Origin of the sequence: Pantoea dispersa (genome assembly GCF_035783935.1) — a bacterium.
Taxonomy (GTDB): domain Bacteria; phylum Pseudomonadota; class Gammaproteobacteria; order Enterobacterales; family Enterobacteriaceae; genus Pantoea; species Pantoea dispersa_C.
In genome coordinates this window covers 68,368-93,965 of record NZ_JALKOV010000012.1, presented here as the reverse complement: position 1 = coordinate 93,965, position 25,598 = coordinate 68,368, and the positions used below count along the sequence as shown (strand labels likewise).

General features: G+C 58.5%; 26 protein-coding genes. 17 read left to right on the top strand and 9 right to left on the bottom strand.

The annotated features are described in order from the left end of the window. The first annotated feature begins 149 nt into the window (after nt 1-149). On the top strand, nt 150-782 hold the full coding sequence (locus tag MXF20_RS20225; protein ID WP_325971104.1) for a response regulator: 633 nt from the start codon (nt 150-152) through the stop codon (nt 780-782). Nucleotides 783-1,003: 221 nt separating this feature from the next. Here MXF20_RS20225 and MXF20_RS20220 read toward each other — a convergent pair whose 3' ends face one another. Continuing rightward, nucleotides 1,004-1,747: an alpha/beta hydrolase gene (locus tag MXF20_RS20220; protein WP_325971103.1), complete on the bottom strand. Its 744-nt coding sequence runs from the start codon at nt 1,745-1,747 to the stop codon at nt 1,004-1,006. A 490-nt stretch (nt 1,748-2,237) separates the two neighbouring features. On the opposite strand from MXF20_RS20220, the gene MXF20_RS20215 reads away from it, so the two are divergent. Next, nucleotides 2,238-3,314, top strand: a complete 1,077-nt coding sequence (locus MXF20_RS20215; protein WP_325971101.1) for an EpsG family protein — start codon at nt 2,238-2,240, stop codon at nt 3,312-3,314. A 26-nt stretch (nt 3,315-3,340) separates the two neighbouring features. On the opposite strand, the gene MXF20_RS20210 is transcribed toward MXF20_RS20215, so the two are convergent. Next, nucleotides 3,341-3,670, bottom strand: coding sequence for a hypothetical protein (locus tag MXF20_RS20210; protein WP_325971170.1), 330 nt, complete (start codon nt 3,668-3,670; stop codon nt 3,341-3,343). Here MXF20_RS20210 and MXF20_RS20205 point away from each other — a divergent pair. Further along, complete coding sequence (locus MXF20_RS20205) at nt 3,560-4,597, top strand: acyltransferase (RefSeq protein WP_325971099.1); 1,038 nt, start codon at nt 3,560-3,562, stop codon at nt 4,595-4,597. The two genes, MXF20_RS20210 and MXF20_RS20205, sit on opposite strands and share 111 nt — an antisense overlap. A gap of 47 nt (nt 4,598-4,644) precedes the next feature. Here the strand turns inward: MXF20_RS20205 and MXF20_RS20200 are convergent, their stop codons facing one another. From MXF20_RS20200 to MXF20_RS20175, 6 genes are all read right to left on the bottom strand, one after another. After that, entirely contained in the window at nt 4,645-5,637 is a 993-nt protein-coding gene (locus MXF20_RS20200; protein WP_325971097.1) for a LacI family DNA-binding transcriptional regulator, read from the bottom strand. A 79-nt stretch (nt 5,638-5,716) separates the two neighbouring features. Continuing rightward, nucleotides 5,717-6,847: an ROK family protein gene (locus MXF20_RS20195; RefSeq protein ID WP_325971095.1), complete on the bottom strand. Its 1,131-nt coding sequence runs from the start codon at nt 6,845-6,847 to the stop codon at nt 5,717-5,719. A gap of 100 nt (nt 6,848-6,947) precedes the next feature. After that, nucleotides 6,948-7,688: a DNA replication protein DnaC gene (gene dnaC, locus MXF20_RS20190; RefSeq protein WP_021506883.1), complete on the bottom strand. Its 741-nt coding sequence runs from the start codon at nt 7,686-7,688 to the stop codon at nt 6,948-6,950. Continuing rightward, nucleotides 7,688-8,224, bottom strand: a complete 537-nt coding sequence (dnaT, locus tag MXF20_RS20185; RefSeq protein ID WP_021506884.1) for a primosomal protein DnaT — start codon at nt 8,222-8,224, stop codon at nt 7,688-7,690. Before dnaT ends, dnaC begins: the two co-directional genes overlap by 1 nt. A gap of 100 nt (nt 8,225-8,324) precedes the next feature. Next, the gene (locus tag MXF20_RS20180) at nt 8,325-9,002 is read right to left on the bottom strand and encodes a hypothetical protein (RefSeq protein ID WP_325971094.1); all 678 of its coding nucleotides are present in this window, start codon (nt 9,000-9,002) and stop codon (nt 8,325-8,327) included. 78 nt (nt 9,003-9,080) lie between these two features. Next, nucleotides 9,081-9,770: an autotransporter gene (locus tag MXF20_RS20175; protein WP_325971093.1), complete on the bottom strand. Its 690-nt coding sequence runs from the start codon at nt 9,768-9,770 to the stop codon at nt 9,081-9,083. A gap of 187 nt (nt 9,771-9,957) precedes the next feature. Between MXF20_RS20175 and MXF20_RS20170 the strand changes: the two genes are divergently transcribed. The 9 genes from MXF20_RS20170 to MXF20_RS20130 all read left to right on the top strand — a co-directional run bounded on the left by MXF20_RS20170 (nt 9,958) and on the right by MXF20_RS20130 (nt 19,183). Continuing rightward, a complete protein-coding gene (locus MXF20_RS20170; RefSeq protein ID WP_325971092.1) occupies nt 9,958-10,518 on the top strand; it encodes a DNA-3-methyladenine glycosylase I in 561 nt (186 codons plus the stop codon). Nucleotides 10,519-10,627: 109 nt separating this feature from the next. Beyond that, nucleotides 10,628-11,290 carry an OmpA family lipoprotein gene (locus MXF20_RS20165; RefSeq protein WP_325971091.1) on the top strand — a complete coding sequence of 221 codons (663 nt, stop codon included), beginning with the start codon at nt 10,628-10,630 and terminating at the stop codon, nt 11,288-11,290. A gap of 157 nt (nt 11,291-11,447) precedes the next feature. Beyond that, a complete protein-coding gene (locus MXF20_RS20160; RefSeq protein ID WP_325971089.1) occupies nt 11,448-12,452 on the top strand; it encodes a LacI family DNA-binding transcriptional regulator in 1,005 nt (334 codons plus the stop codon). Nucleotides 12,453-12,510: 58 nt separating this feature from the next. Continuing rightward, nucleotides 12,511-13,536 carry a LacI family DNA-binding transcriptional regulator gene (locus MXF20_RS20155; RefSeq protein ID WP_325971087.1) on the top strand — a complete coding sequence of 342 codons (1,026 nt, stop codon included), beginning with the start codon at nt 12,511-12,513 and terminating at the stop codon, nt 13,534-13,536. A gap of 158 nt (nt 13,537-13,694) precedes the next feature. Beyond that, entirely contained in the window at nt 13,695-14,444 is a 750-nt protein-coding gene (locus MXF20_RS20150) for a sugar phosphate isomerase/epimerase (RefSeq protein ID WP_325971085.1), read from the top strand. 10 nt (nt 14,445-14,454) lie between these two features. After that, complete coding sequence (locus MXF20_RS20145) at nt 14,455-15,402, top strand: sugar kinase (RefSeq protein ID WP_325971084.1); 948 nt, start codon at nt 14,455-14,457, stop codon at nt 15,400-15,402. 128 nt (nt 15,403-15,530) lie between these two features. Continuing rightward, nucleotides 15,531-16,814: an MFS transporter gene (locus MXF20_RS20140; protein WP_104189510.1), complete on the top strand. Its 1,284-nt coding sequence runs from the start codon at nt 15,531-15,533 to the stop codon at nt 16,812-16,814. 66 nt (nt 16,815-16,880) lie between these two features. Continuing rightward, nucleotides 16,881-17,855, top strand: coding sequence for a glyoxylate/hydroxypyruvate reductase GhrB (gene ghrB / locus MXF20_RS20135; protein ID WP_325971082.1), 975 nt, complete (start codon nt 16,881-16,883; stop codon nt 17,853-17,855). A gap of 80 nt (nt 17,856-17,935) precedes the next feature. After that, a complete protein-coding gene (locus MXF20_RS20130) occupies nt 17,936-19,183 on the top strand; it encodes a valine--pyruvate transaminase (protein ID WP_325971080.1) in 1,248 nt (415 codons plus the stop codon). Here MXF20_RS20130 and MXF20_RS20125 read toward each other — a convergent pair. Beyond that, the gene (locus tag MXF20_RS20125; RefSeq protein ID WP_325971078.1) at nt 19,180-20,625 is read right to left on the bottom strand and encodes a PLP-dependent aminotransferase family protein; all 1,446 of its coding nucleotides are present in this window, start codon (nt 20,623-20,625) and stop codon (nt 19,180-19,182) included. The genes MXF20_RS20130 and MXF20_RS20125 overlap by 4 nt on opposite strands. Before the next feature lie 171 nt (nt 20,626-20,796). Between MXF20_RS20125 and MXF20_RS20120 the strand changes: the two genes are divergently transcribed. Genes MXF20_RS20120 through MXF20_RS20100 form a run of 5 tightly spaced genes read left to right on the top strand, consistent with a single transcriptional unit; the run spans nt 20,797 to nt 25,588 of the window. After that, nucleotides 20,797-22,263 carry a hypothetical protein gene (locus MXF20_RS20120; protein ID WP_325971076.1) on the top strand — a complete coding sequence of 489 codons (1,467 nt, stop codon included), beginning with the start codon at nt 20,797-20,799 and terminating at the stop codon, nt 22,261-22,263. A 17-nt stretch (nt 22,264-22,280) separates the two neighbouring features. Beyond that, a complete protein-coding gene (locus MXF20_RS20115) occupies nt 22,281-23,558 on the top strand; it encodes an ATP-grasp domain-containing protein (RefSeq protein ID WP_325971075.1) in 1,278 nt (425 codons plus the stop codon). Then, nucleotides 23,546-24,256, top strand: a complete 711-nt coding sequence (locus tag MXF20_RS20110) for a class II glutamine amidotransferase (protein WP_325971074.1) — start codon at nt 23,546-23,548, stop codon at nt 24,254-24,256. The genes MXF20_RS20115 and MXF20_RS20110 overlap by 13 nt, the downstream gene beginning before the upstream one ends. Nucleotides 24,257-24,260: 4 nt before the next feature. Continuing rightward, nucleotides 24,261-25,061 carry a hypothetical protein gene (locus MXF20_RS20105; RefSeq protein WP_325971168.1) on the top strand — a complete coding sequence of 267 codons (801 nt, stop codon included), beginning with the start codon at nt 24,261-24,263 and terminating at the stop codon, nt 25,059-25,061. Between the two features lie 26 nt (nt 25,062-25,087). Next, nucleotides 25,088-25,588, top strand: coding sequence for a YbaK/EbsC family protein (locus MXF20_RS20100; protein ID WP_325971073.1), 501 nt, complete (start codon nt 25,088-25,090; stop codon nt 25,586-25,588). The last annotated feature ends 10 nt before the right edge of the window (nt 25,589-25,598 follow it).

The window sequence follows — 25,598 nt, the reverse complement described above, 5'->3', positions numbered from 1 at the left end:
AATAATAAATTCCTTTTTAAAATTAAATTCATCTTGTAGGACATAGACTACAAATAATTATTTTATTGTTCTTGATCATACGCAATAAATAAAACCTGATAAGCGCCTAAAGTTTGACCTGTCATTCACTCATCAGGAAAAACTTAACTATGGCTCAGGTCGTTGTGGTTGATGACCATCCGATCGCGCGGATGGCCGTTCGTTATTTGCTGGAACAGGATGGACATACGGTGCTGGCCGAAAGCGCTGATGGCCGGGAAGCCGTCACGCTGATTCAGCAGCAGCAGCCGGATATCGTCATCATTGATATCGACCTGCCGTCGCTGGACGGAATTGAAGTGGTTAAGTCGTTGCGCGATCAAAGTTTTCCAGGAAAAATCATCGTCATCTCCGGGAAAAATGAAAACGTGTATGCCGTGCAGAGCCTGCGCAGTGGGGCCAATGGCTTTGTCAGTAAAAAAAACGATATGCCAGAGATCGTCAGTGCCATCCAGGCGACGCAAAATGGTTACGGCTATTTTCCGCTGAGCGGTTTTATGCAGCAAATGGAACAGGAAAGCACGCTGGCGGAGAAGAAAATGATTGAATCGCTATCGCCGCAGGAATTCCAGGTTTTCCATCACATCATTAAAGGCCTGAATAATATGCGCATCGCGGCGCGTATGGGCGTCAGCAATAAAACCGTCAGCACTTATAAAAGCCGGCTGATGGATAAACTGCACTGTAAAACCATGAGTGATTTATTTGCTTTCGTGCACCGTAATGAAATGGAAGCCTCATAGATCATCTGCTGAGCGTTATCGAGACACAGCAGTTTGACATAGCGCTCAACCTCTCGCTCAGGCAGGTAACCATGAACGTGTGTCGATCGGTAAATTGCCGTGCCGCGGTTATCATCAAATCCCTGCCAGGCTAACCGGCGGTGTGCTGGCAGACTCCGAATAACTGGCAGGGAGGAATTCCGTTTCCTCGACTGCATCTGCGTTACTGCGGTTGATCCCGCCTACGGCTTCGCCAGGCTGCTTTGCCACGCGTGGAACAGGGTGAGCCAGTTTTGCACCGGCAGATGTTGTTTCTGCCCGGTACCAAAGCCATGACCGCCCTGCTGGAACAGGTGCAGCTCCACATTAACCTTGTTCTGCCGCAGTGCGTTAAACATGCCCAGCGCGTTTTGCGGTGAGGCGGTGCCGTCGTTCAGCGCCTGTACCAGAAAAGTCGGCGGCGTGTGTGCGCTGACGCGATCCTCCTGCGAAAGCTGCGCCATTTGCTGCGCACTGAGATCTTTCCCGTACAGCGCCGCGCGCGTGCCCGGGTGAGTGACGCCCTGTTTCAGCGACAGCACCGGGTAGATGAGGGCGCTGAAATCCGGACGCGCCGACACCTTATCCTGCGCGTCGACCGCCTGATAGTTCGCTTCATCGGGATTGTTGCTCAGGTTGGCGGCGAGGAACGCGCCGGCGGAAAAGCCCATCACGCCAATGCGGTCCGGCGCTACCTGATACTGCTGCGCATCAGCCCGAATCAGCCGCAGCGCCCGCTGCGTATCGGCAAAAGCCTGCTGGCGATATTGCGTCGAACCGTCGTGCGGCAGACGATAAATTAACACAAATGAAGCATAGCCCTGCTTGCTGAGCACATTGGCCACGTCCAGCCCTTCAAGATCTTTCATAATATAAGAAAAACCCCCACCGGGAATGATTAGCACCGCCGCATGATTATTTTTTCCCGTTGCCGGAACATAAATCATTTGTGGCGCATCGACGTGGGTAACGGCCCGATTATTAATGGCCGGGTTTTTACTAAAATTAATAAATTTATTATTTGCTGACACTTCATTTGGCCAGATCGGAATTTCCTTATTGGCAAACGCGGCCGGAAGATACAGTAACAAAAACAGACTTAATATCCGTAACCCTCTCATGGCACTGACTCCAAATCCTGAATAAAAACAGTAACAAAAGTCAAACTGAGCGGATAAAATCGCTGAGTGACACGCCGGCTAACCGCGAGGTAAGGCAAAAAATCGAACACATCGAAAAAGCCGGTGAAAACGGTAGCAAATAAATATGGCAAAACCTATTGAATATAATATCGGGCCAGGAAAAATTAGACTTTTCTCATGTTTACGTTAACAAGGCCGTATGTTATAAGTGAATTTTAAACTATAAGAATCTGTGACCATGGGAATTTACTGGATCATAAGTCTTAGCCTGACTTTCGTCGCTATTGTCGAAATCATGTTAAGTAAAAATGAAAACACAGCGCAAATCAGGACGTGGCTTTATTTTGTTGCCGTTGTAGTACTTTTTACTTTTGGCGGTATTCGTGGCCTGGGAACCGGCCTTGATGACTTCCAGTATCGCGACTTCTATGCCCAGTTTATCGATAAGATTGTTATCGAAGGTTTCTGGCGCGCAGTCGTGGAATTCCGTTATGAACCAGCAATTTACGCTATAGCTGGCGTAACGCGCATTTTTACCGCCAATCCGGACATCTTTATCTTTGTCTTCGCGGTGATTGCCGTGGGTGTCAATGCTCACTACTTCCGTAAGCTGACACCGCTGCCGCTGGTAGCGCTCGCCGTCTACTCCGCGCACCTGTTTATCAACAAAGACATGAACCAGATTCGCTTCGGCTTATGTTCGGCGTTTTTGATGGGCTTTGTCTGGCACATGTCGCAGCGCAGTAAGTCCGGCATGATCACCACCTTCATCCTGTCGTTCATCAGCCACGCCACCGCGATTGTCGCGCTGCTGATTCCGCTGGCGATGATTGTGCGTAAAAATAAATACATCCCGATTGCCATCGTGGTCGCCAGCCTGCCGCTGGCGTTTCTCGGCAGTTCGGCACTGATCGCCGCGCTTTCCAGCCACCTCGGTGCGCTGGGCGACAGGGCCATGGGTTATGCCGATGCGGATTCCCGCCAGGAACAGGGTATTCTGACGCTGTCTAACCTGAAGAACATCGGCTTCGTGTTTATCTTCAGCTACATGCTGCTGAGCGACAAAATTAAAAATTTCGACCCGGAAAAGTTTAATACCTATTACATTCTGGTCGTCACCTTTGCCATCGGTAGTGGCCTGAGGATGGCGCTGCAGGATTACGCTTCTGGTGGTCGTCTGGCGAACTATTTGCTGCAGGTTGAGCCGGTGCTTATTTCGCTGTGTATCTGGGAAACCAGAAAGCTGAAGAAGGTGCTTGCCGTGGCTGTCACCATTCTGATGGTGCTGTACTACCTCTACTACAACACGGTATCGAGCAAGCAGTCGATTGTCGGCTATGAGGTCTCACGCACCTTCCAGCTGTTCCGTTAGGTCCAGAAATAACGCTAGCCAACTGATTAGCGTTTTTTCATTAATAAGCCCTTTCTCATCGTTATCCAGGGAAAATCTGAATATTTTACTGGTCCTGAACATTGCTTGCTTTTTATGAGGATTAAAATTCTAATAGATTGCATCTGCCAGTGCAGAACGCCTGTGATAAGAATATTCCGAACCACCCATGCAAAGTCTTTCATGGCTTTTCCTGGCACGTCGTCACTCAATGAAAGAATGCTGACATGAACGAAAAAAACAATTTTGACATCGTACGACTTTCCCTCGCCTTTATCGTAATGCTGGTGCATTCTGCTGAGGTGACGCGAAACGCCGATATCCGTTTCCTTGCGCATTTTCTCAATAGTGATTTTGCCGTCAAAGGATTTTTCGCAATAAGCGGTTTTCTTATTGCAAAAAGTTACTTAAGAAGTAAATCGCTGACCTCCTATTTTATTAAGCGCGCGCAACGTATATTACCGGCTTATATCTTCACCATTATCATGTGTTTTGTGATTGGCATGTGCCTTACCACTTTGCCGCTAATGGATTTTCTGAAAAATAAAGAAACCATTAAATATTTGATTGCCAACTTCTCGTTTCTTAATTTTATTCAGCCATCGCTGCCGGGCGTGTTTACCAGCAATCCCAACCAGCCGCTGGATGGTTCGCTGTGGACCATCAAGGCCGAACTGACGCTCTATGTGCTGTTGCCATTCATCGTGCCGTTGCTGAAGCGAAGCCCGCTGAAGGTGTGGAGCGCGATTTTTATCATCTCCTGCGCCTGGTACTTCTACTTCACCGCGCTGTACAGCGGCCCGAAAGCCGATACGCTGGCCAAGCAGTTTATTGCGCTGTCGTCCTACTTCTTCTTTGGCAGCCTGCTGGCGGTGCATCAGCCCACCTTTGATCGCCTGAAAGAGATCACCATTGTGTCGCTGGTGGTGTTCCTGCTGTTCAAGAGCACGGATTACGCGTTTATCGTTGAGCCGGTGGCGTTTTCGGCGGTGGTGATTCTGTTCTGTACCAGCCTGTGTAAAGAGATCAAAATCAGCCAGTTCGGCGATCTCTCTTACGGCATGTACCTTTATCACTGGCCGATTATTCAGGTGCTGCAGCATTTCGGCGTGTTCGATGCCAATGCGTTTGTCGGCCTGGGGCTAACCATTGTGATGACGCTGGCGCTGGCTTACACCTCGTGGAATCTGCTGGAGAGCCGTTTCCTGAAGCGCGCCCATCACGCTCAGCCGTCAATTGTGCCGCCCACCGCCGCACGCGACTAAGCGTTATCATGCAGGCGCGCGTCGCGCCTGCACCAAAGCGCCACCGCTCAAATGGTGGCGCCCATCGACAGCTGATAATGCAAATCCACCTGTTCAATGGTGGGCTGCTGGTTAATCTTCTTCAGCACAATTTCCGTTGCCACTTTGCCCATCTCAAAGCGCGGTGTAATCACACTGGCCAGCCGCGGCGTCGTCGCCTGACCAATCTCCAGTCCGTGGAACCCGGCAATCGCCAGCGCCTGCGGCACCGCAATCCCTGCCGCCTGGCACTCCTGCAGCACGCCGACCGCCAGATCATCGTTGGTACAGAGAATGGCATCCATCTGCGGATAGAGCTGGCGCGCCAGCGTCATCATGCCGGTGCCAATCGACACCGAAGAGACTTTGTTGGGTACGATGTGTCCGGCGGGCAATCCGGCCGCCGCCACGGCATCGCAATAGCCGGCATAGCGCTGCTGGTCACGACGATCGGACATTGAGCCAAAATAAATCACCCGCTGTTTGCCGCTGGCCAGCAGCATGGTGGTCATGTCGTAACCGGCGCGGTAATTATCAAAGCCAACGTTAATGCGCCCGGGCGTTTCGCTTAAGCCCATCACTTCGGCCACCGGAATGGTGGCGGCGTTGAGGTACTTTTCCGCGCGCACGGTGTGCACCGACTCGGTCAGAATCAATCCCTGCACGTTAAAAGCCAGCACCGTGGCAATCTGCTCTTCTTCGCGCTGCGGATTGTAGTCGTAGTTGACCACCAGCGTCTGATAGCCGTGGGCGCTGGTGACCGATTCGATACCGGCCAGCAGATCGGCAAAGATTTGATTATTGAATGAGGGGATCAGCACGCCGATGCGCGGCGGATTGTGCCGCGACGCCGCGGTATTTTCCTGCTCAGCGACATAACCGATTTCGGCCATCACGCTGGCAATTTTTGCCGCCGTTTCCGCCTTCACCTTTTCCGGCGTGCGCAAATAGCGGCTCACCGTCATCTTGGTGACCCCAGCGAGAGTCGCAATATCGTCCAGAGTGATGCGCTGCGTTTTCATTGCGTGGTCCGCAAAGAGAGCCTGTCAATCAACGTATTATGCCCGCTGGCGGGCGAAAAAAGAAACGCGACGCCGCCGTTCACACTGGCCGTTCGTAGTGTTCTATCACCGCCAGCGCCAGGCCGTTGGCCGGATCGATGCGCTGCGGCAGAAAGTGCAGCGCGGTATGAGCAAAGGTGAACGCCAGCGTGCCGGCCTGTGCCGCCTGCTGTACGGCCTGCACAAACGCCGGTTGCGCATTCCACGGACCGTCGATGATGATGCTGGCCGGATTGACCAGCTGCATCACCTGGCTCAGCGCATGACCGAGATGGCGACCGGTCTGCGTCATCAGCTCATAGACAATCTCTGGCTCGCTGTCGCCGGACTGCCAGCGTAAGCCGGGCTTACGGCGGGCCAGCTGCTGCTGGATCGCCGGCAGGCTGACCAGCGTTTCCAGACAGCCCTGCCGCCCGCAGCTGCAGCGCGCACCGTTGGGCTGCACGCTCAGATGACCGATCTCACCGGCGGTCCAGCTGCTGCCGCTGAACACCTCGCCACGCTCCACCAGCGCGCCGCCCACGCCGTCAGCGATACGCAGATAGAAATGGCTCTGCGCTTTATCGAGCTCCAGCTGCTGCACCGCCAGCAGCGCGGCTGCTTTGACGTTGTTCATGATGCGCAGCGGCAAATCAACACCGCGCCGCAGCGGCGTCAGCACATCGATATCCTGCCAGCCGAGCGGCGCAGAAAAATGCACCCGCCCGCGCTGAGAATCAATGATGCCGGGAAAACCGATGGCGACGCCCAGCAGTGCCGGATGCGCCGCGCGCAGCGTCTGACACACTTCCGTCAGCTCGTGCAGCAGCCCATCGGCTTCGGCCGTTTCGGTGCGCCAGGTTTGTTCGGCCACCACACGCGAAAAGTAGTCGCACACCCGCCAGTGAATCGCCTGGCGCTCTACCATGATGCCCGCGCTTTTCAGCTGGCCGGCGCGCAGTTCGATCTCAATTTTGGGCCGGCCGGCCGCCGCCACGCTAACCGGGCCGAGCTCGTGAATCAGCCCCTGCGCCAGCAGGTCATCGATAATCAGGGAAACGGTGTTTTTGCTCAGGTCGAGCGCCAGCGCCAGATCCTGGCGGGACGTGATACGGGTGGTGCGCAGCTGCGCCATCACCCGCTTGAGGTTGTTCAGTCGAAGTACCGCTGGTCCTTTCCCGGCTGCTTTCATCGCACCCTCACCTGGCAAAGAGTAATAGGTGTAAGTTTAGCAGCCCGCACCGGCGGTTAATCGCGGGTTGAATCCGGGTTTTTGCCGCTTCTGCGGCGCATCAGTACTCGTCGCCGCGCACGCGGCTGCGGTAACTTTCCCAGTCAAAACGCACCCACAGGCTATTACCGAGGCGCATGCGATCCATCACCCGTTCGCCCAGCAAGGTATTCATACCGGCCGGATCGAGGTTAGAGAGCATGCCGGTCGGTCGCTTCGACGACGAACGGCGATCGACAATCTGGTTGATGATCACTTTCTCGTAGCGCGATTCACTCTGCATGCCGATCTCATCGATCACCAGCAGATCGACATGACTGAGATCCTGCAGCAGTCGCTCTTCCGTCAGATCGCTGCCGCCGCTGAAGGTGCCTTTCATGCTCGACATCAGATCGGCCACGGTGACAATCAGCACGCTTTTACCGCGCAGAATCAAATCGTTACCAATCGCCGCCGCCAGATGGTTTTTGCCGGTGCCGGGACGACCGGAAAACACGAAGCTGGCGATGCTGTTCTCAAACCCGGCGGCGTATTCGCGCGCCAGACTGAGCGCCTTACGCTGACCGTCGTTCTCAACGCGATAGTTGTCGAACGAGCAGTTCATGTGCAGTTCACGGATACCGGAGCGGCCCATAATGCGCTGCATTTTCATGGCGCGGTTTTCGCGCACAATCGCTTCTGAGCGCAGCCGGCCCTGCTCCTGATTCCACGCCAGCAGTTCAGCACCGTTTTTAAACTTCGGCTGCACATCCGCAGGCATGATTTTTTTCAGACGACTGAAAAGATCGTTCGGCGTTTTCATCACTCACCTCGGAATCCATCGGGAATATCGTAATCAGTATTGCTGATCTGGGTGATATCGCGTTTTGGCTGACCGCCGTTGGCGGCGCGGTTCATCTGCACGCTGCGCGCCAGTTTCTGCTGCCACTGCACGTGGTGAAACAGCCGGCCTTCCGCCTGCCAGTACGCGACAAAAGCCGCCAGCTCTGCGGCGGTCACCGGCTCGCTCAGCGCCACGCCCCAGATGGCCGCCTGGCGCTGAAAGTCGCTGTCCGGCTGCCAGCCCGGATACATGGCAAACTTGCCTACCGGCACGGCGATCGGCGCGGCGTCGCTGTGAAACAGACTGTCATCCAGCGTGACATCATTCGGCTGCTGCGCCGCCGCTTCCAGCGCCAGCAGGTGCGCAAGGCGCTGCGGCGTGATCGCGTAGAACGCCGGAACATTGTTGTGCAGCACCGCCAGCGTACCGTTATCGGCCTGCTGCAGCGTGGTGAGGGGATCGTGGCAAAAGCCGTCCAGCCCCACCAGCGTTGAAGATAAGATTTTGACTGACATGAAGAAACCTGACGTTGACTCACCCGGCGCACGGCTACCCGGCGCTAAGCGGTCAGTGTACCTGTTTTAGCAACGGGGATCGCCATAAAACCGCGCGGATTTAGCGCGAGGCGAAGTGCGGTTCAGCCGCCTCAACGCCGACCACGCGACGGCTGGCGCGTGCCGTTGCCCGTACCGGGCGGGTTTGCCACAAATAGCGTAACGACGCCACCAGACACAGGCTGTAGCCAAACAGCTCGCTGCCCTCTTCCGCCATGTTCTTCACCACGCGGTTATAGCCATCCAGCATCAGTTGCTGCCACAGCTCATGCATGCCAAACAGCCGCGAGAACACCAGCACCGCCAGCAGTCCGGCGGCCATCATTTGCCAGCTGCGATGCTGCAGCAGCGCCGCCAGGCCCGGCAGGATTTGCCGCGGCTGACGCAGCGCCATCGCCAGCGAGGCCGCGGTCGTCGCCAGCGCAAACCACAGCCATGCGCCGTGCTGCACCAGGTCGAACAGAAAATCCATTTCACGAATCAGCATGCAGCTGAAGAAGCCACCGACCAGAATCAGCGCGCTGCGCTGTTGCGGTCGCTGCCAGGCGGCGAGGGAGAACAGCGCGGCAATGGCCGCCAGCATCAGCTCCTGCGTCGCTTCGGTGAAAGAGGTTTCGTGCAGTGCATCGTTCATCCAGTTGACGTCGATGTAGACCATCGCCATACAGAAGACCAGCACCAATCCACTGATGATAAAGGCCGCCAGCTCGCGGCTAATAAGAATAATGTTTTCGCGCATTGTGATACCAAATCAGAAAATAATTAGCGCGCTTATTATATTTCCGCTGGCTGGCGTCACTTCTCTTTTTATGCCGATTCAGAAGCTGGCGCTGACGCCGAGGTTGTAAATGAACTGCTCGCCGCTGCTGATCGCGCCGGTCTGGGCGAAGGAGGCGAACGCCGCCATGTTCTGGCCGAGCGGCAGACGGGCACCGACGCTGACATCCATCCAGTTTGTTTCCCGGTTCATCTCTTCTGGCCGATCGCGCGGCACGGCCGTGCCGTCGAAGCTGAGCTGATGGCTGTAACTCACCTGCGCCCACGGCGATATCCAGCCGAGGCTGGAATCCACGCGCCAGCCCAGTGAAGCGATGTGTTCGGCATTATTACGATCAACCGGCGCGCAGGCGGCGCAGCTCAGGGTGGCATCATCGACGGTAAACTGCGCCACCGGACCGGTACGCAGGCGGTCATTCATCGGCAGGTTCCAGCCTGCTGAGTAGCGGTTCACCAGCGGCGAACCGCCAACACTGGCGGTTTCGCTGTGCAGCACAATGCCGCCGTCGGGCGGATTGAGCGCGGCATCGAGCAGATCGCTCTCGCGGTTTTCGGTCAACATCAGATGATTACTGGAAATTTTTTCGGCAAGTATTGCATTGTAATCCGGCGCGCCGTCCTGGCTGGCCTGATCCCAGGCGTGCGCCGGCAGGGCCGCCATCAGTAGGCACCCACCACTAATCGCCAGCGCAAAGAGACGCTGGCCGGTCCGCTGACTGTTCTGCCACATGAAAGACTCCTGACGAGCCGGAAGGGATCGGGTTGGCCTTGAAATTGATGATGATCCTGAAGCGCTCACGCAGTTGCAGCGCGAACGTCCATGACGTTATTATCGGCACCCATTGATTAACTATTAATCGATTCTTTCAAACGTCAAGCGACTGACCGCTTTTTCCTCATGCTTAGGGAGTGATGCAATGCAGCGATGTGGCTGGGTAACACAGGATGCGCTTTATCTGGCGTACCACGATACGGAATGGGGCGTGCCACAGACCGATAAGCGCGCCTTATTTGAGATGCTGTGCCTGGAGGGTCAGCAGGCCGGTCTGTCCTGGATCACCGTGCTGAAAAAGCGCGAGAACTATCGCCAGGCGTTTCATCAGTTTGATCCGCAGGCGGTGGCGCTGATGGATGAAGCCGATCTGCTGCGCCTGCTGCAAAACAGCGGTTTGATCCGCCACCGCGGCAAGCTGGAAGCCATCATCAATAATGCCAACGCGCTGCTGGCGCTGGAGGCCACCGGCGAAGACTTTTCGCGCTTTATCTGGTCGTTTGTCGACAACCAGCCAATTTTGCACCGTTACGCGGATTATAAACTGGCCCCCACCACCTCCGAACCGGCCATTGCGCTGTCCAAAGCGCTTAAGAAGCGTGGTTTTAAATTCGTCGGGCCTACAACCTGCCACTCTTTTTTACAGGCCTGCGGGCTGATCAACGATCATCAAACGAGCTGTTTCTGCCATCCCGATAATCTTTAAGGCAAAAGTTTACAAATTAAGACTGCGCCTCACGAATTTCCCCATCATTGAACGGCATAATAGTGCCGTTTTGGGGCATTTTCCCCGTTTCCGTATGAGGGACTTTTTCATGAAAAAGCGTGTACTGGCGCTGGCCTTGTTAGTAAGCGGCAGCGTGGCGCTGTCGGGTTGTACCACCAATCCTTATACCGGCGAATCGCAGGCCGGGAAATCGGGCATCGGCGCGGGTCTGGGCGCAGTGCTGGGCGCTGGCGTGGGCGTGCTCTCGTCGTCGAAGAAAGATCGCGGTAAAGGTGCGCTGATTGGCGCAGCGTCCGGTGCAGCGCTGGGCGGCGGCGTCGGCTATTACATGGACGTGCAGGAAGCCAAACTGCGCGACAAGATGCGCGGCACCGGCGTCAGCGTAACGCGTCAGGGCGATAACATCGTGCTGAACATGCCGAACAACGTGACCTTTGACTCCAGCAGCGCCAACCTGAAACCGGCCGGTGCGAACACCCTTACCGGCGTGGCGATGGTGCTGAAAGAGTACCCGAAAACCGCCGTCAACGTGGTCGGCTTTACCGACAGCACCGGCACGCGCGCGCTGAACATGCGCCTGTCGCAGCAGCGTGCAGAAAGCGTTGCCAGCGCGCTGATAGTGCAGGGCGTGGCGCAGAACCGCCTGCGTACGCAGGGCATGGGCCCGGATAACCCGGTCGCCAGCAACAGCACCGAAGCCGGTAAAGCACAAAACCGCCGCGTCGAAATTACCCTCAGCCCGCTGGGCTAACGCTCATGCCGGTCTGCGACTGCAGACCGGCTTTTGCTGCACTTTTACGCGCTTATTGACGCCCTTAGCAGCAGATGACGCGTAAACGTCGCCGGACGATAGAGCCAGCGATGACTTTATGCTAGCGTGATCAAAATTTGATCAGTGGAATGCCATCATGTCACTCAAAGCTATCGCCGCCACTCTTGGCCTCTCTGTGACCACCGTGAGCCGCGCGCTGAATGGGTTTGATGATGTCGCCGCTGCCACACGCAAACGCATTGAAGAGGAAGCCGATCGGCGCGGCTATCGCCCGAATGCCGCCGCGCGCCGTCTGAAGACCGGCCGCGCTAATGCGGTCGGGCTGGTCTTTCCGGTCAGCAATGCCTCGCTCAATGACAGCTACTACAGCGAAATGCTGCTGACGCTCGACCAGCGCCTCGCTCAGCATGAAATCGACCTGCTGCTGCTGCCCGATAAGCCGCAGGATCAGCAGCGCAACCTGCTGCGTATGTTGCGCAGCGGCGTGCTGGATGCGCTGATCGTCACCCATACCGCACCGCAGGATCATCGTCTGTTGCGTCTGCAGCAGAAGGGCTTTCGCTTCCTCACGCTGGGGCGCAGCCAGCTGCCGCAGCCTTACGCCTGGTTTGATTATGATAACCATGCCGGAACGCTGCTGGCGGCGCAGCACTGCCGGCAGCAGGGCTATACCCGCATCGCTTATCTCGGCGGCAACGAGCCCAGCACCTACATCCTTGACCGCCGGCAGGGTTTTATCGACGCGCTGGCAGCGCCGCCCGGCGCACAGCAGGCTCACTGGATTGCCGCGCTGCCGATTTCGCGCCGCGCGGGCTATCAGCAAACCTGCGCCTGGCTGGCGCACGATCCGCAGCCTGACGCCATCATTACCGATTGCAGTCCGCTGGGCGAAGGCGCGGCGATTGCCCTGCAGCAGGCCGGGCGTCTGAGCGGCGTGCAGGCGATTCCTCTGTACGTGTACGATGGGCTACCGCACGACTCGATTATCACCCATCCGGTGAACGCGATTCTGCAATCGTCGCAGCAGCGGATTGGCGAGCGCGTGGCCGACATGGTGCTGCAGCTGCTGGACGACGCGCCGCCGGCGCAGTTGCAGACGCTGTGGCAGCCAATGCTGCGCCTCACTTCTGACGCACAGTGATTGCGCGCGTGCCGGGCTGTGTTAGTCTTCGCCTGAAGCAATTAATCAGGTGTATGTAATGAAAACCAGGCCGCCACGAGCCACAATCAGTGACGTTGCCCGCACGGCAAAAACCGGTAAAACCAGCGTTTCCCGCTATCTGAATGGCGAAGTTAATCTGCTCTCGCCGGATCTGAAAGCCCGTATCGAACAGGCGATTGCCGACCTCAACTACCGCCCCAGCCAGATGGCGCGCGGGCTTAAACGCGGCCGTACCCGGCTGATTGGCCTGATCATCGCGGATATCACCAATCCCTACTCGGTGGATGTGCTGAGCGGCATTGAAGCCGCCTGCCGCGCGCGCGGCTTTACCCTGCTGATGTGTAACACCAACAACGAAGTGGATCTCGAACAGCACTACCTGCAGTTGCTCAGCAGCTATCAGGTGGAAGGCATCGTGGTCAACGCGGTCGGGATGCACGAAGAGGTGCTCAACCGTCTGCAGCAGTCGATGCTGCCGATGGTACTGATTGACCGCAAAATTCCTGATTTCGCCTGCGACGTGGTCGGGCTCAACAACCCGGAAGCCGCGCGCATCGCCACCCGGCATCTGCTGGATAACGGCTACGAAGCGCTGCTGTTTCTCAGTGAACCGCTCGGCAGCGTCAACACCCGCCGCGAACGTCTGGCCGCTTTCTTTGACACCATCAGCAGCGCGCCACAGGTGGTGGCGGAGAATGCCGAAGTGGTGTTGCATCAGCCGGCACCGCTGGAACAGGCCCTGCAGGCATTTCATCAGCGTCATCAGGGCAAACGCTGCGCGGTGATGGCCGCCAACGGTGCGCTGACGCTACAGGTGGCGCGGGCATTACAGCGCCTGGCGCTGCGCTGGGGCGAGAACATTGGCCTGCTGGGCTTCGACGAGCTGGAGTGGGCGGCGCTGGCCGGCGTCGGCATTACCACGCTGAAGCAGCCCACCTGGCAAATCGGCTACGCCGCGCTGGAGCAGGTGATCGCGCGTATCGAAGGCAGCGAACAACCGATTCGCGAGCAGGTTTTCTCTGGCGAGCTGATCGTGCGCGGCTCCAGCCAGCCGCTGCGCTAATCCCGCTTTTCACGGCTCACTTCGTGAGCAGGATCATAAATCCGCACTCTGCCACTTTCCTTTGGAACCGGTTCCATTAAGCTTTTTACAGCACATTAACGTGCTGTCCGGCGCATAACGGTGCGGCGGGCAGCACAGCGGTAACGGCTGGAGGAAAGATGTCGAAAGCGGAAATTATTGTGGTCACGGCCGCCTACGGTGCGCACAAGGTGGCAGAACTGGGCGGCCAGGCAGCGCTGCTGCCGCTGATTAAAGCGGCCGGAGCCGATGGCGTCGAGATCCGCCGCGAGTTGTTCAGCGACGACGAATTGTGCCAGCTGCACACGCTCGGCGACGCCATTCGCCAGCATCAGCTCAGCGCCAGTTATTCGGTGCCGGAAGCGCTATGGCAGGCGGACGGCGCACTTAATCCGCGTCTGGCGCAGTTCCTGCAGGAAGCTGAGCTGCTGGGCGCTCAGCGCCTCAAACTGGCGTTGGGTCACTATGTGTCACTGGCCGACCGCCAGCTGGTTGAAGTGCTGGCCGGCTCGCGCGTCACGCTGGTGGTGGAGAACGATCAGACGCCCGACAGCAAACTCACGCCGATGCTGCACTTCTTCCATCACGCCTGTGATGCCGCGCTGCCGCTGGATATGACCTTCGACATGGGCAACTGGCTCTGGACCGGCGAGGACGCGCTGCAGGCGGCGGCGCAGCTCAGTCGCTACGTGAGCTACATTCATGTGAAGGCGGCGGTGCCGCACGGTGACAGCTTCCGCGCCATTGCGCTGGATGACGCCGACGACAGCTGGCGCACGCTGCTGCAGGCGCTGCCGGCCGATGCTCCGCGCGGTATTGAGTTTCCATTAGCCGGTGCAGATTTGCTGGCGGTGACCCGCCACTACGTCGATCTGCTGCGTGCGGTGTAAGGAGTTCATCATGACACAGATTTCTCAGCTGGATGTCGTCACCATCGGTGAAGCGATGGCGATGTTTATCGCCGGGCAAACCGGCGATCTCGCCGCAGCCGATCAGTTCACGAAGCGCATTGCCGGTGCCGAACTCAACGTGGCGATTGGTCTGGCGCGCCTCGGTTTGCAGGTAGGCTGGGTCAGCCGCGTTGGCGACGACAGCTTCGGCCGTTTTACCCTGCAGCAGCTGGCGAAAGAGCACGTCGACCACCGCTGCGTGACTATTGATAACCGCTATCGCACCGGTTTTCAGCTCAAAGCGCGCGTGGACGACGGCTCCGATCCGGAAGTGGAGTATTTCCGTAAAGGCTCCGCCGCCAGCCACCTGTCACCGGAGGATTTCGATGAAAGCTACTTCGGCAGCGCGCGCCATCTGCATCTGAGCGGCGTGGCCGCCGCGCTTTCCGATAGCTCGCTGGCGCTGGCTAAACATGCGGCGAAAGAGATGCGCGCCCGCGGCAAAACCATCTCCTTTGATCCTAATCTGCGTCCGGTGCTGTGGCGCAGTGAAGAAGAGATGCGTAAGCAGCTGAATTTGCTGGCAGAATACGCCGACTGGGTGCTGCCGGGTGAAAAAGAGGGCTTGATTCTGACCGGCTACCGTCAGCCCGAAGCCATCGCGGATTTCTACCTCGATAAAGGTGTGCGGGCGGTGGTGATCAAAACCGGTAGCGACGGCGCCTGGTATAAAACCGCCGACGGCGAACAGGGCCAGATCGCGCCGATCCACGTGGAAAACGTGGTGGATACCGTCGGCGCAGGCGATGGCTTTGCTGTGGGTCTGATCAGCGCGCTGCTGGAAGGTAAATCGCTGCCGCAGGCGATTCTGCGCGGCAACAAAATCGGTTCGCTGGCAATTCAGGTTGCCGGCGACAGCGAAGGTCTGCCGACGCGCGCAGCGCTCGGCGATTATTAAAACCAGGTCGCCATCAATGGCGACCTTACGTAGGGTGCGCATTCATGCGCACCGCAAAAAACTGTCTCTACACCCTAATTTCGAGACGCATCCACAGAATGCGCCCGCCTCAACCAGAGGAGTCACCCATGAAATCGCAGACAATCGCGCCGAAACGCTGGTGGTATATCATGCCCATCGTGTTTATCACCTACAGTCTGGCGTATCTGGACCGGGCGAACTTTAGCTTCGCCTCTGCCGCAGGGATAAATGAGGATCTCGGCATCACCAAAGGCATGTCATCACTGCTCGGTGCCCTGTTCTTCCTTGGCTACTTCTTCTTTCAGATCCCCGGCGCGGTCTATGCCGAGCGCCGCAGCGTAAAAAAACTGATTTTCTGGTGCCTGATTTTGTGGGGCGGCTGCGCCTCGCTGACCGGTATCGTCAGCAATATTCCGATGCTGGCAGCGATTCGCTTTGTGCTCGGCGTGGTGGAAGCGGCGGTGATGCCGGCGATGCTGATTTACATCAGCAACTGGTTTACCAAATCCGAACGTTCACGCGCCAACACCTTCCTGATCCTCGGTAACCCGGTGACGGTGCTGTGGATGTCGGTGGTGTCGGGCTATCTGATCAACTCCTTTGGCTGGCGCGAGATGTTCATCATTGAGGGCTTTCCGGCGGTGATCTGGGCGATTGCCTGGTGGTTCCTGGTGCAGGACAAACCGGCCCAGGCCAAATGGATGAGCGACGAGGAAAAAGCGGCGCTGCAGGCGCAGCTGCAGAAAGAGCAGGAGAACATTAAAGCGGTGCGCAACTACAGCGAAGCCTTCCGCAACCGCAACGTGATCCTGCTGTGCCTGCAATATTTTGCCTGGAGCATTGGCGTGTACGGTTTCGTACTGTGGCTGCCGTCGATTCTGCGTAACGGCACGCAGATGGGCATGGTTGAAGCGGGCTGGCTGTCGGCGGTGCCGTATCTGGTGGCGACCATCGCCATGCTGGTGGTGTCGTGGGCGTCGGACAAGACGCAAAACCGTAAGCTGTTTGTCTGGCCGCTGCTGCTGATTGGCGCGCTGGCCTTCCTCGGCTCGTGGATGGTGGGTTCCAGCAACTTCTGGCTGTCGTATGCGCTGCTGGTGATTGCCGGCGGTGCGATGTACGCCCCCTACGGCCCGTTCTTCGCCATCATTCCGGAGATGCTGCCGCGCAACGTTTCCGGCGGTGCCATGGCGCTGATTAACAGTATGGGCGCACTGGGTTCCTTCATCGGTTCATGGATCGTAGGCTATCTTAATGGGGCGACCGGCAGTCCTGCCGCCTCCTACATCTTTATGGGTGCCGCGCTGCTGGCATCGGTGTGGCTGACGCTGATTGTCAAACCGGCGGCCAACAAAACGCCGCCGCCGATTCACGGCGCGAAGCACGCCTGAAAGCGTAAGCGATGACTTTTCCGGGCGACTCAGGTCGCCCGTCACACGTTCTACAGGGAGCAAATAATGAAACCTGCTGTGATTCTGTATAAGAGCCTGCCCGATGACCTGCGTGCCAAGCTGGACCAGCACTTCAGCGTCACGGAAGTGAAAGATGTCTCGCCGGAGACGGTGAAACAGCATGCGGCGCAGTTCGCCGCAGCGCAGGGTCTGCTGGGCTCCGGCGGCAAAGTGAATGATGAGCTTCTGGCCAGCATGCCGGCACTGCGCGCCTGTTCTACCGTCTCCGTCGGCTACGACAACTTTGACGTTGAGGCGCTCAACCAGCGCAACGTTCTGCTGATGCACACGCCCACCGTGCTGACCGAAACCGTGGCCGATACCATGATGGCGCTGGTGCTGAGCACCGCGCGTCGCGTCACCGAGCTGGATAAGTGGGTCAAAGCCGGTGGGTGGAAAAAGAGTATCGGCGCTGAGCACTTCGGTATCGACGTACACCACAAGACGCTGGGCATCCTCGGCATGGGCCGCATTGGTCTGGCACTGGCGCAGCGCGCCCACTTTGGCTTCGGCATGAACATTCTGTACAACGCCCGTCGCCAGCACGAAGAGGCCGAAACCCGTTTTGGCGCGCGCGCCTGCGATCTGGAAACGCTGCTGAAAGAGAGTGATTTTGTTTGCATCAGCCTGCCGCTGACCGAGCAGACGCACCATATGATTGGTGCGGAACAGCTGAAACTGATGAAGCCGAGCGCAATTCTGATCAACGCCGGACGCGGTCCGGTGGTCGATGAGCAGGCGCTGACCGCCGCACTGAAAGACGGCACTATTCATGCCGCCGGGCTGGATGTGTTTGAAGTCGAGCCGGTGCCGGCCGATGCGGAAATCCTCACGCTGCCGAACGTGGTCGCGCTGCCGCATATCGGCTCCGCCACGCACGAAACGCGTTACGGCATGGCGCGCGATGCGGTCGACAACCTGATCGCCGCGCTGAGCGGTAAGGTTGAGAAAAACTGCGTTAACCCACAGGTTCAGGCCTGATCGCAAGGCTTTAGCCATTGCGCCTGCCGGTTGCGGGCGCTATGGTGGTCTTCCCCCTGATAACAATGTTTTTACCTCCTATGGCTTTTTCTCAGTTCGGCGACAAATTTACGCAACATTCCGGCATCTCTCGTCTGATGGAAGATATGGGCGAAGGGCTGCGCACGCCTGGTACGATTATGCTGGGCGGCGGTAATCCGGCACAGATTCCGGCCATCAATGATTATTTCAGTCAGCTGCTGCTGCAGATGCACCATGACGGCAAGCTGAACGAAGCGCTGTGCAATTACGACGGCCCGCGCGGCAAAGCGCTGCTGCTGGAGGCGCTGGCCACACTGCTGCGCGAGGAGCTGGGCTGGCCGGTAACGCCACAGAATATCGCGCTGACCAACGGCAGCCAGAGCGCGTTCTTTTATCTGTTTAATCTGTTCGCCGGCCGCCGCGCCGACGGCAGCAAAAAGCGCGTGCTGTTCCCGCTGGCGCCGGAATACCTGGGTTATGCCGATGCCGGACTGGAAGCGGATCTGTTCATCTCCGCCAAACCGAACATTGAGCTGCTGCCGGAAGGCCAGTTTAAATACCACGTCGATTTCGACCATCTGCCGCTGAATGAAGAGACTGGCCTGATTTGCGTGTCGCGTCCGACCAACCCAACCGGCAATGTGATCACCGACCACGAACTGCTGCAGCTGGACGCGCTGGCACAGCAACACGGCGTCCCGCTGCTGATCGATAACGCCTATGGCGTGCCGTTCCCCGGCATCATCTTTAGCGAAGCACGTCCGCTGTGGAACCCCAACACCATTCTGTGCATGAGCCTGTCGAAGCTGGGCCTGCCAGGTGCGCGCTGCGGCATTATCGTTGCCGATGAGAGCACGATCGGCGCGATTGGCAACATGAACGGTATTATCAGCCTGGCGCCAGGCAGCATCGGTCCGGCGATTGCCACCGAGATGATTGTACGCGGCGATCTGCTGCGCCTGTCGCAGGAGGTGATTAAGCCGTTCTATCAGGCCAAGGTTAGCGAAACTATCGCCATTATTCGCCGCTATATTGGCGAAGATCGCTGCCTGATCCACAAACCTGAAGGGGCCATCTTCCTGTGGCTGTGGTTCCGCGACCTGCCGATCAGCACCGAAGCGCTGTATCAGCGCCTGAAAGCGCGCGGCGTACTGATGGTGCCGGGCCACTTCTTCTTCCCGGGACTGGAACAGGCCTGGCCGCACACGCATCAGTGCATGCGCATGAATTACGTACCGGACAGCGACAAGATTGAGCGTGCGGTACAGATTCTGGCGGAAGAGCTGGAAAACGCCTGGAACGCTTAATCGGCGCTTAACGACAGCTGGCACCACTGGGCCAGCTGCTGAATCGCCTGTTCAACTTCGGCATTCCAGCCAAAACCGGCGTTGAGCCGGAAGCAGTGATCGTAGCGGTGATCGGTGGCAAAAATGTGCCCCGGCGCGATGCCGATGCCCGCGTTGCGCGCCTTGAGAAACAGTGCGCGCACGTTCAGCGCCTGCTGCGGCATCTCCACCCACAGCACGTAACCGCCTTCCGGCTCCGACACGCGCGTGCCCGCCGGGAAGTAGCGCAGCACTGCCTGGCGCATGTGGTGGATCTGATTTTTCAGCTCACGCCGCAGCTTGCGCAGGTGCGCATCGTAACCGCCGCTGCGCAGCAGTTCGGCAATCGCCGCCTGTGACAGCACCGATGTGCCCATGCTGGTGGTGTACTTCAGCGAGGCGATTTTGCGCATGTACTGGGTGCTGTGCACCCAGCCAATGCGGATGCCGGGTGCCACGGTTTTGGAAAAACCGCTGCACAGGATGGCATTGGGGCTGAAGGCGCGCATCGGAAACGGCCGGCGCTCGCCGAATGCCGTATCGCCAAAGATATCGTCCTCAATGATCACCACATCGTTCTCGTCGGCCTGACGCGCGATATACGCCTTCTGCTCGTTGGGAATGCTTTTGCCCAGCGGATTATTGATGTTGTTGATGGTGAGATAGGCCTGCACCGCTTTGCGCCGGAACAGCCCGGTGAGTTTCGCGACATTAACGTAACCCTCTGGCCCGGCTTCCACTTCAATCACGCGCAGGTTGAGGTTGTGCAGCATCTGCAGCAGCACGAAGTAGCACGGCGACTCCACCGCCACGATATCGCCGGGCCGCGTGGTGGCGCGCAGCGCCAGTGATATCGCCTCAATGCAGCCGTTGGTAATCAGGATGTCATCCGCGCTAATATTGCAGCCGTAATCCACCGCGCGTCGGGCAATCTCCGCCTTGAGCGGCGCATAGCCGGTGCCTTTCACCGTGTTCCCCAGCAGCGCCGGTTTGCTGTAGCCCATCTGGCGCATCAGCAGGCCAATCTTTTTCACCGGATAGAGCGAGATATCACCGTTGGCCAGATCGAGCCGCACGCGGCAGTCCGATCCGAGCATCGCCAGGTGCAGTTCAGTTTGCTCATCCAGCGGCGCGACTTCACGCGGCTGCTCGCTGAACACCGCCGGCACTTTTTTCTCTGCCGGGCGCGGCGCGACAAAAAAGCCAGACTTCGGCCGCGCCACCGCGTAGTGCTCATCCTCCAGCGTGCGTAATGTTTTCAGCGCAGTGGTCATGCTGACGCGATACTGCGTCGCCAGCGTGCGCACCGACGGCAAACGGCTGTCGGGCGGCAGCGATCCGCTGTGAATGGCCTGTTTTATCTGCTCAGCGATCTGACGGTAACGACTACTCTGACTCTCCTGTTCCTGCGTTTCACCCGCCATCTGTTCCACCCCATATCGTGCTGATCTGTGCGTATTCATCAGATTACATTCAAAGTACTTTAGGCTGCATCTGTTAATTCAGCTTCACGCAGCACCTTCGTGGCCCGTTTTCCAGCCCGTTGTCGCCCGCACGGCAGCGGCGATTTTATTAGCCAAAGGATGAAGTGAAAAATGAATAATCTGTCTGCGATGATGAGTGAAATTGAAGAATACCTGACGCCCGCGATTCTCGATTCCGCTCAGCACTGTGCGCAGCGACTGCTCGCCGCCCTGCCCGATCCCGACCATCCCGAACGTAACCGCGTACTGCTGGCCTATGGCGGCGGCAAAGACAGCAGCTATATGGTGGCCTACGTACGTTACATTCAGGGGTTAATCTGGCAACAGCGCAACAGCACGTTCCAGCTGCGCATCAGCACTAATCGCCATGCCGCCATGAACGACAGCGTGATGGAAAACATTGACCGCGTCTATCGCGCGCTGCGTATCCACGACGACGCGTTCACCGAGTGCCTGGTGACCGACGGGTTGCAGATTCGCCCCTTCGATCGCCATCTGCCGATGCCGGAGAGCGTGCGCCAGCAGAACCGCAACGATGTGCTGATGAATGGTCACCGCTTCCGCGCCGACGCGCGCTCCACCTTCTGTAACGCCTGCAACCTGAGCATGGTGAATTCGTTTGGCCTGGCGGCGCACTACGATGGCGGTGTCGATGTGATCATCACCGGCGATTCGCCGCAGGAGCAGACCGCTTACCTCGCGTGGGCACGCCACCTGTCAAAACTGTTTGATGCGCCGATGGCCGATAAGTCACGCGGCTTCAGCGGCTTTCTGCACACGCTGGACGGCGTGGCGGCGCGTTACTTCGCCGACATTTATGGCGCTGACCAGGTCACGCCGGCGCATCGCATTACCTGGCAGCTGGCGCGCGATCCGCTGTTCTTCAACATCTATCAGGACACCGCTTATGAAGCCGGCGCGCACTGGGCGCTGCTGACCGAATTCATGCATTTCCGCTTCGACGAATTGATGTTCAGCTTTTCCGAATCGGACTGCGGCAACCCGACGTTAATGGCACATATTCGCGGTCTGCGTGCGGAGACGCTGTTGCAGCGCAGCTACGCCGAAGGCATTCGCGAATATGTGCGCTTTGCGCTCGGGCTGATGGTGCAGAAGGACTTCCCGCCGCAGCTAATCGATGAAATGGCCGCGCGCTATCAGGACGATGCCGCGATTGCCCGCGCACGCCAGCGTGCCGCGCAGTTTGCACTCGACGCTTTCGGCCTGAGTGAAACCCAGCTGGTGTGCATGATCTATTCACCGTTTATCGCCGCCGGCCAGCAGCTGAAAGCCTGGCTGCTGCAGCTACCAGCCGCGCCGGACGAGGCCGCGGTGCGGGCGTTGCTGAGCGGGGAGAGCGAGGATGTGGCGCTGGCGCAGCAGCTCACGCAGCTGTCTGGTCTCAGCGTGGCGCAGATGCGGCACTGCTGGCGCAGCGCGGCGGTCAGTTCGCTGCTGGACGGCGCGCGCGGCGATGCGCTGTCGCGCGTGTTGCGCTTCGATCCGCACAAAGCGGTGATTCAGGTTAACAACGGTGCGTTACAGGACATCGTTACTGAAGTGATTTCCGGGCGTTAACCCGGTAAGGCGACGCGATGAGAAAGATTTTTCTGCAGATTGGCGCCACGCGCGACGGGCAAAATCCCTACTGCGCGGTGGCGAAACGCGAAGGCTATTTTACCGTGCTGGCCGAGATGGGGGATTTTGTCGACTACCAGTCGCTCAGCATCGCCCTGCCGTTCGATCTGATTGTGCGTCTCGATCGCCCGGAAAACCCGTGGGATGTCCTCAATGCCTGTCTGCATGCCGGTTTGCTGGAGCATCCGCAGGTGGTGCTGGCCGGTTTTGAAGCTTACAACGCCAGCGCCGGCCGGGTGCGTGAACTGCTGGCCGGGCCGGACGGCGGCCCCGCTTTCATTCCGCCGGATAAATACGCACAGCGCATGGCGCTGCGCAAAGCCTGGCCGCGTTTTCCGCAGCCGGAGTTTCGCTTCTTTGCCTCACCGCTCAGTATTGGCGACGCGCGGGATGCGCTGCTCTATCCGTGCGTGATCAAACCGGTCGACGGCGGCGGCGGGCTGGGCATCTGGCTGGTGGAACAGGCCAGCCAGCTGGATGCGGTGATTGCCCGGCTGCTCGACACTATGAACTATGGCGGACGCGGTTTTACCGGCTTTATCGTCGAAAGCTGGCTGGCCGGTGACGAATATTCGCTGCAGGGCGTTGTGGAGAACGGTCACGCGCTGGCGCTGACCTGCTGCCAGAAAGTGATTGAGCAGCATACCGAGGCCGACGGCTGCGTCAGTTTTTACGAATCCGGCCATGTGGCGATGGCGGCGCAGCAGCTGCCCGCCGCCTTCACCAGCCTGATGAGCTTCTGCTGTGAAACCTTTGGCTACCGGCGCGGCGCCTTTCACATCGACTTCATTGTGGTGAACGGCGAGCCGCACTTTCTCGAAATGGGCTTTCGCCTCTCCGGCATGGGCGTGGTGAACCTGGTGGAAGAGGTCACCGGCATCAACTGGGCCGAAGTGGCCTTTCAGGTTGAAGCCGGACGCGGCCTGCCTGAACTGCACTTCAGCTCACAGCCACAGGCCGTCGGCCGGCTGCGTCTGCGTCAGCGGCTGCAGTATGACGCCGCCGGACGCTGGATTGCCGACCACCAGCGCGGCCAGCTGTTGCCACCGCTCAACTTACCGCCGCTGGACGTCTCGCCGCGCTCGTCGCTGTACGCCGATCTGACGCGCCACGCCGGAATTCTCGCCACGCTGCGTCTCGCGGGCGGCAGTCGCGACGAAATTCTGGCGGTGTTTCACGCCCTTCTTGCTGTTCCCGCGTTGACCTCACGGAGAGATTTACTATGTGCAGAATGATTCTGGCACACGGCCAGTTTGACGCCGCTGCGGTACTGGACGCCGCACGCGCCATGAGCTGCGGTGAAACCGCCGCGCACGAGGGCCCGATTAAACAACATCCCAACGGCTGGGGCTGTCTGTGGCTGGAGCACGGTCAGATCCGTACGCTGCACGGTACCGGCACCTTTGCCGAAGCCCTGCCGGGCATTGACGTCACGCGCATGCAGCACAGCCGCTTTCTGGCGGTGCACGTGCGTCACGCCACGCTGAGCAAAAATCAGGGCATTGCGTTCTCCCATCCGCTGCGGCGCACCAGCGGCACCACCCAGTGGTACATGATGCACAACGGCTTTTTGCCGACCGTCTATGCGCAGCTCGGCATGGCGCAGTCGCGTTTTGATTCCGCCGAGTATCTGGAATATATCGTCGATCGCATCACGCCCGCCGATTTCACCCGCGACTACCTGCGCGAAAAAATGGCCCGGGTGGCGCCAGGTGGCAGCGCGGCGAACGCCATTTTCGTCACCCAGGATAAGGCGTGGGCGTGGCAATGGCATCCTGATGACACGCCCTATCCCGACTATTTCACCCTGCATCGTTGTCAGCAGAACAACAGCACCTTTATTTCCTCTGAACCTGTTTCAACACTGGGCACGGCGTCAGCATGGCACCGTATGAGCAACCATGAACTTCATGAAATTCCTTTTGGAGAGTGAACCCATGGCCATTTTCAATCAGATTCGCGTCATTAACCCCAACATGTTCGTCGAAAGCACCTGGCTGGATGACATCGTCACCGCGCGCGTGCCGCTGCTGGTGCTGCGCAATTTCCTCACGCCAGAGGTGCGCAACGCGGTGGTGGCCGATCTCCAGCAGTGCCGCGAGCAGATTCGGGTTTCTCACTATCCAAACGGCGCGCTGACCACGCTCGGCCCGTATCTGGCGAAGCACACCGCCGCGCCGGAAAACTATTTCACCGAACTGCGCGACATCCAGCCGGCGCTGCCGGCCTCGCTGCACGACCTGCGCGCGCAGATTTACCACTGGGTGCAACATGCGCTGCGCCTGGAGAGCCTGCAAACCGCCAGCGAACCGGCACTGGGTGATTACGCCGGCTCGATTGTGCGCTTTCACGCTGACGGCGTCGCTAATCCGCTGCATAACGACAACATCGTGCGCGATGCCGCCGGCAGCGGTCTGGCGGTGACGCACATCCTGCATCAGCTGAGCTGCGTGGTGTGCCTGCAGGAGTGCAACGCCGGCGGTGCGCTGCGCATCTTCAATAAGAAATGGCAGCCGGAAGATGAGCGCTTCAAAACGCCCGGCGAACTGGGCTATCAGAGCGGCGTCATCGACGGCAGCGAGATCTGCGAATTTGCGCCGCGCAGTGGCGATATCTATCTGTTTAATCCCGCGTTTTATCATGAAATCGATCGCGTAGAGGGCGACACGCGCATCACCATGGGCTTTTTCTTTGGCCTGACCGACAAAAAAATGAAGCACGCCATTGCCTGGAGTTAATCCCGGCCTTAGACGAGGAAGACAGTATGACAACCTATGACAAAGTGATCGCGCTGCTGGATGCGCAGCAGGCCCGCTACCGCGTGGTGGAGCATGAGGCCATCGGCCAGACCGAGGTGATCAGCGCCATCCGCGGAAACGATCTCCAGCAGGCGGCCAAAGCCATGGTGCTGGAAGTCACCATGCCGGACGGTGCCGCGCCGCGCTATCTGCTGGCGATCGTGCCTGGTGACTGCAAAATCAACTTCAAACATGCCGCGCGTGCCATTGGCGGTAAGAAGTCGACCTTTGCCACACCGGAACAGGCGCAGGCGCTGACGCAGTGCGTGATGGGCGCGGTGCCGCCGTTTAGTTTTGATAACCGACTGGCGCTGCGCGTGGATGCGCGCCTGCGTGATGTCGGCACGCTGTGGTTTAACGCCGGCGCGCTGGACCGCTCGGTCGCTCTGGATGTGGATGATTATTTTCGACTGATCGGCGACGACTGCGGTGCAGAGATCGCCACACCGGTGACGGCAACCGCCTGATTGCCGCGCT

Coding starts and splice junctions, on each gene's coding strand:
- MXF20_RS20165 (WP_325971091.1), top strand. CDS start 10,628: ATGAAAAAGCGTGTACTGGCGCTGGCCTTGTTAGTAAGCGGCAGCGTG.
- MXF20_RS20150 (WP_325971085.1), top strand. CDS start 13,695: ATGTCGAAAGCGGAAATTATTGTGGTCACGGCCGCCTACGGTGCGCAC.
- MXF20_RS20105 (WP_325971168.1), top strand. CDS start 24,261: ATGGCCATTTTCAATCAGATTCGCGTCATTAACCCCAACATGTTCGTC.
- MXF20_RS20155 (WP_325971087.1), top strand. CDS start 12,511: ATGAAAACCAGGCCGCCACGAGCCACAATCAGTGACGTTGCCCGCACG.
- MXF20_RS20125 (WP_325971078.1), bottom strand. CDS start 20,625: ATGGCGGGTGAAACGCAGGAACAGGAGAGTCAGAGTAGTCGTTACCGT.
- dnaT (WP_021506884.1), bottom strand. CDS start 8,224: ATGTCAGTCAAAATCTTATCTTCAACGCTGGTGGGGCTGGACGGCTTT.
- ghrB (WP_325971082.1), top strand. CDS start 16,881: ATGAAACCTGCTGTGATTCTGTATAAGAGCCTGCCCGATGACCTGCGT.
- MXF20_RS20130 (WP_325971080.1), top strand. CDS start 17,936: ATGGCTTTTTCTCAGTTCGGCGACAAATTTACGCAACATTCCGGCATC.
- MXF20_RS20160 (WP_325971089.1), top strand. CDS start 11,448: ATGTCACTCAAAGCTATCGCCGCCACTCTTGGCCTCTCTGTGACCACC.
- MXF20_RS20195 (WP_325971095.1), bottom strand. CDS start 6,847: ATGAAAGCAGCCGGGAAAGGACCAGCGGTACTTCGACTGAACAACCTC.
- MXF20_RS20180 (WP_325971094.1), bottom strand. CDS start 9,002: ATGCGCGAAAACATTATTCTTATTAGCCGCGAGCTGGCGGCCTTTATC.
- MXF20_RS20140 (WP_104189510.1), top strand. CDS start 15,531: ATGAAATCGCAGACAATCGCGCCGAAACGCTGGTGGTATATCATGCCC.
- MXF20_RS20225 (WP_325971104.1), top strand. CDS start 150: ATGGCTCAGGTCGTTGTGGTTGATGACCATCCGATCGCGCGGATGGCC.
- MXF20_RS20145 (WP_325971084.1), top strand. CDS start 14,455: ATGACACAGATTTCTCAGCTGGATGTCGTCACCATCGGTGAAGCGATG.
- MXF20_RS20205 (WP_325971099.1), top strand. CDS start 3,560: ATGAACGAAAAAAACAATTTTGACATCGTACGACTTTCCCTCGCCTTT.
- MXF20_RS20115 (WP_325971075.1), top strand. CDS start 22,281: ATGAGAAAGATTTTTCTGCAGATTGGCGCCACGCGCGACGGGCAAAAT.
- MXF20_RS20170 (WP_325971092.1), top strand. CDS start 9,958: ATGCAGCGATGTGGCTGGGTAACACAGGATGCGCTTTATCTGGCGTAC.
- MXF20_RS20175 (WP_325971093.1), bottom strand. CDS start 9,770: ATGTGGCAGAACAGTCAGCGGACCGGCCAGCGTCTCTTTGCGCTGGCG.
- dnaC (WP_021506883.1), bottom strand. CDS start 7,688: ATGAAAACGCCGAACGATCTTTTCAGTCGTCTGAAAAAAATCATGCCT.
- MXF20_RS20200 (WP_325971097.1), bottom strand. CDS start 5,637: ATGAAAACGCAGCGCATCACTCTGGACGATATTGCGACTCTCGCTGGG.
- MXF20_RS20215 (WP_325971101.1), top strand. CDS start 2,238: ATGTTAAGTAAAAATGAAAACACAGCGCAAATCAGGACGTGGCTTTAT.
- MXF20_RS20100 (WP_325971073.1), top strand. CDS start 25,088: ATGACAACCTATGACAAAGTGATCGCGCTGCTGGATGCGCAGCAGGCC.
- MXF20_RS20220 (WP_325971103.1), bottom strand. CDS start 1,747: ATGATTTATGTTCCGGCAACGGGAAAAAATAATCATGCGGCGGTGCTA.
- MXF20_RS20120 (WP_325971076.1), top strand. CDS start 20,797: ATGAATAATCTGTCTGCGATGATGAGTGAAATTGAAGAATACCTGACG.
- MXF20_RS20110 (WP_325971074.1), top strand. CDS start 23,546: ATGTGCAGAATGATTCTGGCACACGGCCAGTTTGACGCCGCTGCGGTA.
- MXF20_RS20210 (WP_325971170.1), bottom strand. CDS start 3,670: ATGCGCAAGGAAACGGATATCGGCGTTTCGCGTCACCTCAGCAGAATG.